Below are 12634 nucleotides of genomic sequence, written 5' to 3' on the forward strand. Positions count from 1 at the left end.
GCTACTGCCAGACGCGCGTCGCGCCAGCCCAGCGGGCGGCTGCGGAGGCGTGCCTCACGGCGTGATCGGCGTCGGCGCCTGGGGCCAGCCCCGGCTGCGCCGTGTCGATCGATGTCCGGCAAAGCACCGCCGTAACCAGCGTCTTGATATGACCACGCGCGCCCCCCGCCAGGGCGGCGAGGTGTTCATGCCCGTCGAGCACGATCAGGCCGTCTCCGGCCTGTGGGCGCAGCTCCAGCGCGTAGAGATGATCACATTCGCATTGCATGCGGCCACCCGATACCGCCACCACGATGGCATTCGGCAGCGCCAGCCCGCTCTCGCGCACGGTGTCGCGCAGCCGGTCCAGATGCGCCTGCGCGCGGTAATCACGCGCCGAGTGCGCCGGCGCGGGGCCGTTGCTCAAGGCCATGAGGTCGTCGGGCGACACCATCAGCGTGTACGCCTGCAACGCCGTGCGGTAGGTAGCCACCACCGCGCGCAGCCGGTGCACATCGGCCGATTTGGTGGCCGCCACTGACGGCGCGGACGTTACGGACACGCTCGATGCCCTCGGCACCGTTGCCTGGAACTTGCTCATCCTGCCTCCCCCTGCTTATCGTCGCGGGTTTTCGTCGCGGGTTGCATGGCACCCGGCCCGGAGGCCGGGCGCTGGCCATCAGTCGCGCAGCAGTTGCTTGGCGATGATCAGTTGCTGGATCTGCGTGGTGCCTTCGTACAGGCGCAGCAGGCGCACGTCGCGGTAGAACCGTTCGGCCTTGTATTCGGCGATGTAGCCGGCGCCGCCGTGGATCTGCACGGCGCGGTCCGCCACGCGGCCCACCATTTCGGTACAGAACATCTTCGTGCACGAGGCCAGCATGCTGACTTCGGGGTCGCTCTTGCCGGCAGGCTTGGCGTCGTAGCGCTGCGCGCAGTCGCGCACCATCGACAGGCCCGCGTATAGCTCGGCCTGGCTGTCGGCCAGCATGCCCTGAATCAGCTGGAAGTCGCCGATGGGCTTGCCGAACTGCTTGCGCTCCTTCGCATAGGCCACGGCGTCGGTAATCAGCCGGTGCGCCATGCCGCAGGCCAGCGCCGAGATATGCAGGCGCCCACGGTCGAGGACCTTCATCGCGGTCTTGAAACCCACGCCCGGCACGCCGCCGATGATGTTGGCCGCCGGCACGCGCACGTTTTCCAGCACTACGTCGCAGGTCTTGGTGCCGCGCTGGCCCATCTTCTTGTCCGGCTTGCCGAGGGAGATCCCCGGCGTATCGGCGGGCACGATGAACGACGAGATGCCGGACGCGCCCGGACCGCCGGTGCGCGCCATCAGCGTGAAGGCGCCGGCGCGCGGCGCGTTGGTGATGAAGCGCTTGGTGCCGTTGATGACGTAGTGGTCGCCATCCAGCTCGGCGCGCGTTTGCAGCGAGGCGGCGTCGGAGCCGGCGTTCGGCTCGGTCAGCGCGAACGAGATGATCAGCTCGCCGCTGGCGATCTTCGGCAGGTATTCCTGCTTCTGCGCCTCGGTGCCGTCCATCAGGATGCCCTGCGAGCCGATGCCCACGTTGGTGCCGAACACCGAGCGGAACGCAAACGCCGTATGGCCGAGGTCATAGACCACATCGCATTCCTGCGACATGGCCAGGCCGATACCGCCGTAGTTCTCGGGAATGGAGATGCCGAACAGGCCCATCTCCTTCATGTCGGCGACGATCTCGGCTGGCACTTCGTCCAGTTCTTCCAGCGTGTCTTCCGCCGGCTTCAGCCGTTCGTCGATGAAACGCTGCACCGAGGCGCGCAGCAGGGAAAACGATTCGGCGTCGAGGGCCATGGCAAATCTCCGGGTCAATGCGGGTCAGACACAATGGGCGTCAATGGTACGCCGCCTGACCGATTTGACAATCCACGCAGGCTTGGACAGAAGGGATAAAACAATTTGACAATCACCGGCGTGCCTGCCGCTGGTTCGCTGTCACGCCTAGTGCGGCATGCAGAACAAACAATCCACCCTGCAGAACAATCGCCCGGAAACCCAATACCGGCAAGTGGTGATGCATTCGCCACGTGACTTATTCGCCGCTATCGGCTGGGCAACCTTGTTGCGTTCGGAGTACGCTACCCGGGCACAACCCACGGGTGTGTTCCGCGCGTCTGGCCCCCGCTTGCCAGCCTGCCGCGGCTCCGCCCGCGCCCCGATCCCAGCGGCGCCCCTCGCCGCCAAGAAAGAGAAGGTCCATGACTCAAATCGCCTCAACCGCCGATACCTCCACGGCACCCTCCCCAGAGGAGACCAGGAAACGCGTCTTCGCGATTGTTGCCGCTTCGTCCGGCAACCTCGTTGAATGGTTCGATTTCTACATCTACGCGTTCTGCGCCATCTATTTTGCGCCGTCGTTCTTCCCGAAAGCCGACCCGACTGCCCAGCTGCTGAATACGGCTGGCGTGTTTGCCGCCGGCTTCCTGATGCGACCGATCGGCGGCTGGCTGTTCGGCCGCATCGCGGACCGCAACGGGCGCAAGAACTCGATGCTGATCTCGGTGGTGATGATGTGCTTCGGCTCGCTGCTGATTGCCTGCCTGCCGACCTACGCCACCATCGGCACCCTCGCCCCGGCACTGCTGCTGCTGGCGCGACTGCTGCAAGGCCTGTCCGTGGGTGGCGAATACGGCACAACGGCAACCTATATGAGTGAAGTGGCGCTCAAGGGCCGGCGCGGGTTCTTCTCATCGTTCCAGTACGTGACGCTGATCGGCGGCCAGTTGCTGGCGGTGCTGGTGGTGGTGGTGCTCCAGCAATTGCTCGATGAAGCCGAACTCCGGGCCTGGGGCTGGCGCATTCCGTTCGTGATCGGCGCGATTACTGCCGTGGTAGCACTGCTGCTGCGCCGCACGCTGCACGAGACCTCGTCGGCACAGAGCCGCAACAGCAAGGAAGCCGGCAGCGTGGCGGAACTGTTCCGCCACCACAAGGCGGCGTTCTTCACCGTGCTGGGCTATACCGCCGGCGGTTCGCTGATTTTCTATACGTTCACCACGTACATGCAGAAGTACCTGGTCAACTCGGCCGGCATGTCGATCAAGACCGCCAGCTACGTCATGACGGGCTGCCTGTTCCTGTACATGTGCATGCAGCCGATCTTCGGCGCCTTGTCTGACCGCATCGGCCGCCGCAACAACATGCTGATGTTCGGCGCGCTGGGCGCACTGGTCACGGTGCCGGTCCTGACCGCGCTGCGCACCGTATCGAGCCCGGAACTCGCTTTTGTGCTGATCTCGGTGGCGCTGGCGATCGTGAGCTTCTACACCTCGATCAGCGGCATCGTGAAGGCCGAGATGTTCCCGCCCGAAGTGCGCGCGCTGGGGGTGGGCCTGGCCTACGCCGTGGCCAACGCCATCTTCGGCGGCTCGGCCGAGTACGTGGCGTTGGGCCTGAAGTCGATGGGCCATGAGACCACGTTCTACTGGTACGTCACGGGCATGATGGTGCTGGCGTTCTTCGTCAGCCTGCGCCTGCCGCGCCAGGCCAAGTACCTGCATCACGAGCACTGACCATCCGCCTCCGGGCGAGCATGGCAAACTAAGGGGCCTCCGGGCCCCTTTTTCTTTGGTGGGCCTTCGGACCCTTTCTCATCTCCGCCACCCCGCCGCCATGGATCTCAACGCCTTGCGCCTGTTCGTCGACATCGTCGATGCCGGCAACCTCAGCGCCGCCGCCCGCAAGCTCAAGATGACGCGCGCCAACGTCAGCTACCACCTGAAGGCGCTCGAAGAGGAACTCGGCGTGCAACTGCTGCGGCGGACCACGCGACACGTGGAGCCGACGCCCGTGGGCGCCGGCCTGTACGAGCACGGACGCAACATCCTGGGCGAGGTGGCCGCCGCCAACGCGCTGATCAGCAGCATGGGCAAGAGCCTGCAGGGCCATGTGCGACTGTCGGTGCCCACCGGCCTCGGCCACAGCCTGCTGTCGCCGCTGCTGGTGCAGTTCAAGCAGCGTTACCCGGACATCACGCTCGACGTGGTGTTCGACAACCGCATCCACAACCTTGTGTCCGAGGACGTGGAAGTGGCGCTGCGGATCATTTCCACGCCGCCAGACTCCGTGGTGGCCACCGAGATCGGCGAGGTGGATTGGGTCGTATGCGCCGCGCCGTCCTACCTGGCGGGCCGCGCGGCGCCGGCGGCACTGGGCGACCTGACGGCCCACGCCATCGTCTGCGCCTCTCCGATAGGCCAGAAGCTCAAGGCCTCCGGCACGCGCGGCGAGGACAGCGCCCGGGAACAGGTGGTGCTCGCTCCGACGCTAAGTTCCGAGAACTTCGCGTTTCTCAAGGACGCCGTGGTCGGCGGGCTCGGCATTGGCATTTTTCCGATGTACGCAATCGGTGAGGAACTGTCGCAGGGCACCCTCGTGCCCTTGCTGGATGGCTACCGCATCAGCGTCTTCGGCAGCAAGCTGTACCTGCTGACCATGCCGAACCGCTACCAGACCATGGCCACGCGCTACCTGCTGACCTTCCTGAAGACCGAACTCCAGGCGATCTGGCCCCGCATGCGCGACGCCAAGACCTATATTGAAAAGACCTAGGACAACCGGCGCGTGCTGGCGCAGGAGGCAGGCAATCATGGCAATCGCAAACACCCTGGCTGGCCGGCTCAGCCGCATGAACAGCCAGTTCGACATCATCCGTCACCCCTACAGCCTGAGCAGCATGGCCACCGCCCAGGCCGCCCATGTACCCGGCAACCGGCTGGCCAAAACCGTCCTGCTCGAGGACCAGGCCGGCTACGTGGCCGCAGTGATTCCTTCGAGCCACCACCTCCGGCTTTCGGACATCTGCGAGCAAACCGGCCGTGACCTGGTACTGGCCCACGAGGACGAGATCCGCGAGGTTTTCAAGGATTGCGACCTCGGCGCCATCCCGCCCGTGGCCATGTCCTACGGCATGCCGACCTATGTGGATGAATGCCTGATGGAAGAACCCGAAATCTGGTTCGAAGCCGGCGACCACGAGGAACTGGTGCACATGCAACGCGACCAGTTCATGGCGCTGATGTCGGACGCGGAACGGGGGAGGTTTTCGCATCGGATGATGTGAGGACACACTCGCATCACCTCACGTTCTCCTTGCCCACGTAATAAACCGCGAAGGCTGCGACCAGGGGTATCGCGACAAGCACGAGCACACCATCCGCCGCGACGGCAACCGGCGTCAGCAGAACCAGCGCGTTCCTGGCGCCGGCGCCGAGTTCTTCGCGGACTGGAATGGTGTAGGACTGGTTCAACGGCGTCGCCGGATCCGGGTATTTGGTATCACCGGCGGCGTACCGCTTGCCTTTGATCGTATATTGCGCGGCGCCACAGCGCTCCGTCCCGCAATTCTTCGGAAAACCAAGGGCGACGGCGAGCGCCACTTCCTCCGCCGTGAACGCGTCGGCGGCCTTCAGCGTCAAGCGTCCCATGACGTTGCCGTCAAGGTCCACGGTAAAGGTACTGAACACTGCGCGCACACGCGGATGGAGCGCGGACTGGATGACCTCGACCAGGCCCTTCGGCGCCGCCATGACATAGTGATAGCGCTTCCCGAGGACGACGAGGGACTTCTTGTCTTGTGAGATCAGGATCTGACTCGCCGTCTCCTGGTAGTCACGGAACCTCGGCTTGTCGATTTCCTTGAACAGCTTTCTCGTGACGCAGCCGCTGGTGGCTACGGTCGATACCGCCAATGCGGCCAGAAAATGTCGTCTTTGCATGCGCGTCCGGTGAGGTTGGAAAGCAACGCCACGCATACTGCAGTGCCATGCCGGGCACTACCATCGCCATTCTCCGAAAATGTGTGCCAAATGTTCTCAGCGCCGCTGGCTTATGGCACGGGGCGCAGACCTGAAGTCTGGTTCGAAGCGGGCGACGCCGATGCGGTCGGCGCGCGATCGGCGAAGATGCGCGACGGCAACACGAATCCGCGCAATGCCAGCAGCTCCAACGGCCCTTGGCCGAGTTCGGTGCGCATCAGGTAGCGGATCGGATAGGCGATGTCCTTCGACACAGGCTGCATCGCTGCGCGGGGCATCAGGCTATCGGGTTCTGGCGGAAGATTCGAAACCAGTCTGTCGGGTGAGCCCTGCCAAGTGATCTGGAACGTCCCGCTGTCGATCGCCTCGACGCTGGCGCGCTCGAGCATCCGCACCAGCCCCCATCGCCCCGTGAACTCATAGTGCTTGTTGGTGCCGGCCGCTTCCGTCCGCCATTGCAGCCGGGTGCCTGGGCTGTCTGGCCTGCTGGCGGGCCAGGTCATGGCATGCCATGTCTCGCGCTGGTTGTAGTAGTGAAGTTGCTGGCCGTCGAGCGTCAGTATCGTATCGGTCAGACCAGACACGGGAATCGGCTTGAGTTCGAACTGGTAGCGCGGCTCGCCCTGTGCGAGCAGGCGCACGCCTATCCGCTGGAGGCGGTTGATCGCGTCCAGGAAGGCCGGATCGAATGCCACTGCCTGTCCGCCCGTCGCAGCAGGCTTCCATTGATCGCCCTGCAGTTCCAGCACGCCGGCCAACTGCGCGGCGAGGAAACCCTGGATCAGCCCCCCTTGTGGCCTGAGGAAGCGCGCCAACTCGGGCAGCGAGGCGTCGTTGGCGGTGTCGGCAAACGGATAGCGACCGGTGAACGAGCGGCCCCACGCCATGGCAATGCTCTCGCGCCAGGCCGCGTTGAGGCTCGCCTGGGCGGGCTGGAGCGCGGTTTGCGTCGCCTGGGCAATGGGGCGGACAAACAACGCCTCGCCCATGCTCGCCCACTCTGCACCCAGACTGGCGGCGATCAGCCGGGCATATGCCTGGGTATCGGCCAACTCGGACGCCTTGCCCTGGAACAGCGCCTGCGCCATCTGACGAGCCTGGGCGTCGGCGTCCGGGCTGTTGCTCACTTGCTGCAGCCGCAGCCGCAATGCCGTGGCGCGCTCGAGAAAGCGTTGCAGACTCAGGTCGCCGGCGCTGGCCTGATCCTGCGCCACGAGCCGGGTGATCGGCCCGAATGATGGTCCCAAGGGACCGGCGGTGGCGGGCTTCACCCGCTTCGGCCCAGCCGGCTTCTTGCCAAGCATGTCCTGCGCCTTGGCTACAAGCGTGTCGGACAGCGAGTCAGCCCGGACTCCAGCCCGGCCCTGATATTCGAGCGAGGTCATCAGCGCAATGACCGGCGACTGGCGGGCGTCCGCCATCAGCTTCAACTGATCGATGGCGGCCGGCAGCGTAGGCGCCGGCTCCCATTGCAGGCTGTTCATGAAGCGCTGCCAGTGGTCGGCATAGTCGGCAAAGTACTGGGCTGTCAATGCGGCATGGAGGTCGGCGGGTGACGTAGGCTGCTGTGGCGCGCTAGCGCCCGAGAGCACCCAATCGCTTGTGACCTGCGTGCGCTTGGCGACGCTTTCGATTGCCTCGGCCACATGGTCCTCATAGGCTTGCCGGGTGTAGGCGCCCGGCACCAGCGCATTCGCGCGGATCAGCCCGCGTGCATCGGTGCCGAGTGTCAGCGACGCCAATGTCTGGTCGGGAAACCGGCCGCCAATCCCGTCGATCACCTGCCTGTAGAGCGTGTCCTGCGCGTTGCGCTGGTCGATCACCGCGAGCACTGTCCGGCGCGCGCCTGCTACCAACTCCGGGCGTGCGGAGATGCGCCAGTCAGGATGGGACTTGAAGTGGTCGGCGTGGAACTTGAGCAGGCGCTCGGCCAGGTCGTCGCGCTCGCCCGGCGTGATGCGGGCATCGGTCTGCCAGTACTGGACGAGTTGGGTCTTGAGGAAGTCCGGCTCGACGCGTTCCGGGTTGGCGAGCATGAGATACGTCTTGAGGCTCTCTCGTCCACGGAGCGCCCAATCGCTGGCTTGCGTGTCAAGGCCAGCGGCCTGGACCTGCGCCAGCTCGGCGAGTTCATCTTCGAGATTCTGCTGGATCGGCGCGACAAGCAGTTCCCGGCTATGTTTGGCGTAGAGTTCCCACAGCGCGGAAGCGATGGCGGCGTCGCGATTGAGGCCGAGGCGGGTGGAGATCGATGCCAGGTGGCCGGCATCAGGCGCGTAGTGCGCGATTTCGTGTTGCAGGCCAAGCAGCGAACGAAGGCGCTCGGCGGTGTTGGGGGCGGCGGCGATGGCATCGACGGCTTCCTGCGCAGCATGGATGCTGCGGGCACTCTGGAAGCCGGAGAGCAACATCCCGGCGCTCCACAGACCAATGGCTACAAGCGCGATGGTCGAGAAGACGGTGACCGGATGGAAGCCGATGCGGCGACCGCCAATACGGTTGGCACGCTCGCCGACATAGCGCCAAAGCGGCAGGACTGCAGCGGGATGGTAGCCCGATCCGCCCGACATCGCGCCTGGTCCCGGCGCAAAGACGACACCCCGGATCGGCATGAAAGTGCCGGGCCGGGCATTCATGCCGAAGATCCAGTCTGCCAGCGCCTTGCCACGGATGTCGAGGCGTTGGGATAGCTGTGCAAGGAAGCGGTCGCGGCCGTTCTCGATCAACGCTTCAATCCCGAGCGTCGCCAGGCGGCTCCGCAGTTCACCCAAGGCAACGGAAATGGCCGCCGCATTGGCTCGCGGCGGCAGTTCGCACCCGATCACAGACGTGGGCCCGTCGCCGGCCACGTCATGGATACGGGCGACGTCGAGCACGTAGACCGGCGCCGCCCAGCGTAGCGACTTCGCAATGTGGTCCAGCCGCATGCCCAGCGTGACGATTCCCCGGCGCTGGGGTCGTAAATCGGCCTCCCCATGTGTCACCAACACAATGGCGCTCACCGGCGCGGCCCGCAGCTTGCGGAGTCGATCCAGCCAGGCGCGGTCTGGTTGGCCATCCGGCCCGGTCTGATTCCACAGCAGAAGCGCTTCTTCGGTAATCTGCCAGCGGTCGTTGACGATGCCCGGCAGCAACTCGGCAATGACGGCGTCATCGCCCGTCAGCAGCAGACGAGGCAGATGACGGGCGCCCGGGTCCTGCAACGCTTGCTTGAGCCTGTCATATTCCGTCGATTTCAGTGCCACATCGCCGGGCTCCCGTCTGCCCCGGCGCGCTGCCGGATCGCGCTGGTGCGGCGTGTCTCGGGCCGATCGGGCGGCCAGCACCTTCCACGCCGCGGCGACCGGACCACGCATCAGGAGCACTGCGGCGCCCACGATCATCGCAATGACCGCTTGCCGCCGGGCGGCCTCGCTGCCATCGCCCATCAGGTATGCCGTGGCTGCGACCGCCGCCGTCATGGCGGAGACCACGATGGTGTACCCCCGGCTCTTTGGATGTGTCATCACGTTGTTTCCTGTTCCTTGGGGCCAGCCGGGGGGCGTACGACTGCCAGGCAAAGCGTGCTTTCCCTGCACGCAATCAATTGCGGCTCGCCACGCTGCCGGGCATTCTCTACAGCCAGTGCAGCGGCAAGCCATGGGGTGGCCACGCCAGGGTTGCCCAGCGCCGCATCAATGTCATGCACGCCGGCGAATGCATCGGTCTGCACCGCGCCCAAGGCGATATCCGAGCCCTCGGTCAGCATGGCCGCCTTCTCGGCCTTCTGCAGGCCGGATTGCCACAGGTGTGTCAAGGCATCCGGCGTTATCTGGCCGAACAGCGCGGCTGTCCGGATGGTGTCGGCGAGGCCATGGGCGGCGGCCACAGGCCGATGTAGCGTGGCAATGGCGGGCAGCTCAAGCCGCTCCGCCAATGGCGCCCAGCCCAATAGCAGCGCGACGGCCGCCTCGGCGCTGTTCTGTGGCGGCGTCTCGTGCAATTGGACGGCAACGAAGAGGCGGAATCGTTCCAGCGCCGGGCCACCCGTCTCGTCTAGCCAGGCATCGAGCGCCATCAGCCCATCATTGGCTGGGAGGACCGAGGCTTCAACATGATGGAGGCCCGTGGCTGTCCAGCATGTCTGCCAGGCGTGGCGAAGCGGCGCCGGATCGACGCCATCGGACACCTGCAACGTGACATCCAGCGGCACGCTCGGGGGCAACGCGCGTAGCGGCATTTCCAGTTGTCCGAGAATGGCTTCGAACACTTCCGCATAGCGGCCACCCGGCTCCACTTCCTCGGCCAGCGGCAGCTTGGAATGGCGAACCGGCGGCAGATGCGGGCGCGGCGAGTGGGCAACGAGAACCGAATCCCGCTCCAGGATCAGACCGGATGCGCAACCGGTCCGCATCGCGCAAAGATACGCGGCGTGGAGCACCGCTAGCGGCTCGGCGCCGAATGCCACGGCAGCTTCGAATTCGCGCTGCCGGGCGTCCGCCGTGGCGGTCAGACGGTTCATCTCATCTTCGTAGAAGTGGAGCCGGAAGCCGAATAGCACGCACCACCCGAGCAACGGAAAGCCGACCAGGCACATCCAGAACCACGGTGTTCCTGTCGGTGCGTCCTTGGGCCACGCCAGCAAGGTCAAGAGGGCGCCAGCCGCCAGAAAGGCGGCCAGCAAGCACAGCCACACGGCTGTTGCTGGCCGCACCGGTGGCTCGGCGTCGAGCGTTGAACGCGGCAATTCCACTGTCATGGGCCGGGCCTCACAGAAGACTTGAAATCAGCTTGCACCCGCACGTGGCGCGATGGCCGTGCCGCGCGATGGGCACGCCATGATCCTGCATGGAAGCATCGCCCTCGATGATCAGGTTGGGACGCACTTCCGGATGCCGGGGGCACGACACGCTGTCGCCCATGCGTGCCACCGCGCGGCCGTCGTAGCGCATGGTGGCCGAGGCGCTGACCACCTTGCCGCCGTGATCGGTGGCGTCGCCCAATCGGATGAGATCACTCATGTCCGTCCTCCCGATTCAGAAAACACGGCGATAGCGGAAGTAGCCATCGGTCAGCTCCCTCGGCTCCATCATTCCGCCAATCCGGAAGCCGGCCCGCGAGTCGTGGATGTAGTCGTCCATCAGGTGCTGCACGGCGGGGGGCAATGTGGCGCCAAGGCTGACCGCTTCGAGCATGCGGAGCGTCTCGGCATCCACGGGTCCGGCGCGCCGGCCTCGCGTAGTGCGAAGCACGGCGCCGGCAATGGGATTCAATCTCGCCACTCCATCGAGCGCCACTGCTGCAACCCCGGTGTCCTGGGCCCAGACGCGGAGGTCGACAAGCTGCGCGGTGAAATCCTTGAGGGCTTCCCGTAGTTGCGCCCGGTCGGTCCTCAGGTGTGCCTCTCTGAAGAAACGTCGGTTCTCCATTAGACGACCCGGCCGGAGAAGGCCGTCTCGCCATTGCAGGTATTGCAGCGTGTGGGATCGAAGGACGGCCACCACGCCATCCTTGCCCTTCGCCGACGTCTTGATCCCGCAATGGTCGAAGAAGTTGTTCACTGCGGCCGCCAGTGCCGGCGGGCAATCGAAGTCTGGGGCAATGAGGGGAGCGGCTTTGATTTCCTCCATGCTCCTGAGCGGTACGCCGCCGACGAGCGCGGCATGATGCATGTCGATAAGCGGAACCTGGGACAAATGTGGCGACGACAGACCGCCGCCGGGCATCGCCTTGCCCTGTTCCCCGGGACGATAGCCGCCACCCACGTCGGAGTGCATGCCTGGATACGCCACCTGCGTGGCACGTGCGGCAAGCTCAAGCGGAAAGCTCGCGCGCTGTTCGTGCAGCGCCACGAAGTGGACGCACTGCTCCACGGCGGGATGGATATCCAGATTCGCGGGCGTCGCCCAGTCCATACGGCCATCGAAACCGGGCAGCATGTCGGCCACGCCGACCGACGCCACGGTATCGAACAGGCCCATGAAATAAATGCGCAACGGAATGCCGGCGAGTCGGTAGCCGCCATCCTCCTGCTCCAGCCACTGGAGGAGCCAGTTGGCGAACACGCGCGCCGTGGCCGCGCCACGAGAGAAGCCAAACACGGCGATGTTGATGTGCGTGACCTTGCGCTCGCGGTCCTTTACGACCGCTTCCAGTCGCTTCTCCCAGGTGTCCATCACCCTACGGCGATATCGAGTTTCGAAGCCAGTCTTGCTCGCTAGGTTAGCGACGGTTCCAACTTGACCGGTGCCGAACAAGGTAGTTTCCGTCAGGTACTCGTGTACCGAATCCAGGATACTCAGTATCGCCCAGTTAATCCTGTCCGCGCCCATATACCCCGCCGCAAGGCCAAGCGAGCCACCAGTGTCGCGAATCTCAGGGACAGGGGTGCCGACTCCTGGTATGTACTGGGAAAAGAAACCAGATTTAAGATCTTCAAAACTCGCTTTGTACAGGCGAGCAATGTTGCTATGTTTCCCCGCCGCCATCTGAGTGGTGCCGAGGCCTGGCTCTTCCCAGTCCATATTGTTGCCCGTGCCGTCGAAGAAGAGGCTCACATATATCTGGCCACCGCACTGGGCAGGATCTTTTTTTCGGATGCAGGCCATTGCCCTGGCTCGCTGTATAGTCTCCCGTGGTGTAAGGTCGCGCACGCCACTTGCGGGCATGTTCGGCGGCGGCGTGATGCTGTAAGGCATGTCGTTCTCTCCAATAGGTTTGGCTACAATCGAGCTTCATCGCCCTTCAAGGGATAGTCAGGATGGTGAAGATTCATCATCGTCACGAACACCTTGACATTGCCGTCGCGCAGAAAATGCACGGCAAACCTTCCCAATTCGTCTGGCCGATAGGGAGGCACGGAGACGAATCGCACCTG

General features: G+C 64.8%; 10 protein-coding genes. 3 read left to right on the forward strand and 7 right to left on the reverse strand.

Annotation, left to right across the window (positions count from 1 at the left end):
- Nucleotide 1 precedes the first annotated feature (1 nt).
- Both AC1DFU_RS26960 and AC1DFU_RS26965 read right to left on the reverse strand, forming a co-directional pair.
- On the reverse strand, nucleotides 2-580 hold the full coding sequence (locus AC1DFU_RS26960; RefSeq protein WP_441593710.1) for a hypothetical protein: 579 nt from the start codon (nucleotides 578-580) through the stop codon (nucleotides 2-4).
- Between the two features lie 78 nt (nucleotides 581-658).
- Complete coding sequence (locus AC1DFU_RS26965; RefSeq protein ID WP_441593711.1) at nucleotides 659-1816, reverse strand: acyl-CoA dehydrogenase family protein; 1158 nt, start codon at nucleotides 1814-1816, stop codon at nucleotides 659-661.
- A gap of 404 nt (nucleotides 1817-2220) precedes the next feature.
- Here AC1DFU_RS26965 and AC1DFU_RS26970 point away from each other — a divergent pair, with 404 nt between their 5' ends.
- From AC1DFU_RS26970 to AC1DFU_RS26980, 3 genes are all read left to right on the forward strand, one after another.
- Nucleotides 2221-3534 carry an MFS family transporter gene (locus tag AC1DFU_RS26970; RefSeq protein ID WP_092301665.1) on the forward strand — a complete coding sequence of 438 codons (1314 nt, stop codon included), beginning with the start codon at nucleotides 2221-2223 and terminating at the stop codon, nucleotides 3532-3534.
- Nucleotides 3535-3634: 100 nt separating this feature from the next.
- Entirely contained in the window at nucleotides 3635-4573 is a 939-nt protein-coding gene (locus AC1DFU_RS26975; protein WP_441593712.1) for a LysR family transcriptional regulator, read from the forward strand.
- Between the two features lie 37 nt (nucleotides 4574-4610).
- Nucleotides 4611-5084: an aminoacyl-tRNA deacylase gene (locus AC1DFU_RS26980; protein WP_092301669.1), complete on the forward strand. Its 474-nt coding sequence runs from the start codon at nucleotides 4611-4613 to the stop codon at nucleotides 5082-5084.
- Nucleotides 5085-5097: 13 nt separating this feature from the next.
- Here the strand turns inward: AC1DFU_RS26980 and AC1DFU_RS26985 are convergent, their stop codons facing one another.
- The 5 genes from AC1DFU_RS26985 to AC1DFU_RS27005 form a co-directional block, all read right to left on the reverse strand.
- Nucleotides 5098-5739: a hypothetical protein gene (locus AC1DFU_RS26985; RefSeq protein WP_143093946.1), complete on the reverse strand. Its 642-nt coding sequence runs from the start codon at nucleotides 5737-5739 to the stop codon at nucleotides 5098-5100.
- Between the two features lie 110 nt (nucleotides 5740-5849).
- Complete coding sequence (locus AC1DFU_RS26990; RefSeq protein ID WP_441593713.1) at nucleotides 5850-9284, reverse strand: ImcF-related family protein; 3435 nt, start codon at nucleotides 9282-9284, stop codon at nucleotides 5850-5852.
- Nucleotides 9284-10516: a hypothetical protein gene (locus AC1DFU_RS26995; protein ID WP_441593714.1), complete on the reverse strand. Its 1233-nt coding sequence runs from the start codon at nucleotides 10514-10516 to the stop codon at nucleotides 9284-9286. The genes AC1DFU_RS26990 and AC1DFU_RS26995 overlap by 1 nt, the downstream gene beginning before the upstream one ends.
- Before the next feature lie 10 nt (nucleotides 10517-10526).
- Complete coding sequence (locus AC1DFU_RS27000; RefSeq protein WP_092301675.1) at nucleotides 10527-10778, reverse strand: PAAR domain-containing protein; 252 nt, start codon at nucleotides 10776-10778, stop codon at nucleotides 10527-10529.
- Between the two features lie 15 nt (nucleotides 10779-10793).
- The gene (locus AC1DFU_RS27005; protein ID WP_441593715.1) at nucleotides 10794-12455 is read right to left on the reverse strand and encodes a T6SS phospholipase effector Tle1-like catalytic domain-containing protein; all 1662 of its coding nucleotides are present in this window, start codon (nucleotides 12453-12455) and stop codon (nucleotides 10794-10796) included.
- Nucleotides 12456-12634 lie beyond the last annotated feature (179 nt).

This window comes from Cupriavidus sp. 10L45, assembly GCF_056395225.1.

Excerpts from the sequence above, each read along its gene's own strand:
- AC1DFU_RS26995 (WP_441593714.1), bottom strand. The coding sequence starts at position 10,516 with ATGACAGTGGAATTGCCGCGTTCAACGCTCGACGCCGAGCCACCGGTG.
- AC1DFU_RS27000 (WP_092301675.1), bottom strand. The coding sequence starts at position 10,778 with ATGAGTGATCTCATCCGATTGGGCGACGCCACCGATCACGGCGGCAAG.
- AC1DFU_RS26970 (WP_092301665.1), top strand. The coding sequence starts at position 2,221 with ATGACTCAAATCGCCTCAACCGCCGATACCTCCACGGCACCCTCCCCA.
- AC1DFU_RS26965 (WP_441593711.1), bottom strand. The coding sequence starts at position 1,816 with ATGGCCCTCGACGCCGAATCGTTTTCCCTGCTGCGCGCCTCGGTGCAG.
- AC1DFU_RS27005 (WP_441593715.1), bottom strand. The coding sequence starts at position 12,455 with ATGCCTTACAGCATCACGCCGCCGCCGAACATGCCCGCAAGTGGCGTG.
- AC1DFU_RS26990 (WP_441593713.1), bottom strand. The coding sequence starts at position 9,284 with ATGACACATCCAAAGAGCCGGGGGTACACCATCGTGGTCTCCGCCATG.
- AC1DFU_RS26980 (WP_092301669.1), top strand. The coding sequence starts at position 4,611 with ATGGCAATCGCAAACACCCTGGCTGGCCGGCTCAGCCGCATGAACAGC.
- AC1DFU_RS26960 (WP_441593710.1), bottom strand. The coding sequence starts at position 580 with ATGAGCAAGTTCCAGGCAACGGTGCCGAGGGCATCGAGCGTGTCCGTA.
- AC1DFU_RS26985 (WP_143093946.1), bottom strand. The coding sequence starts at position 5,739 with ATGCAAAGACGACATTTTCTGGCCGCATTGGCGGTATCGACCGTAGCC.
- AC1DFU_RS26975 (WP_441593712.1), top strand. The coding sequence starts at position 3,635 with ATGGATCTCAACGCCTTGCGCCTGTTCGTCGACATCGTCGATGCCGGC.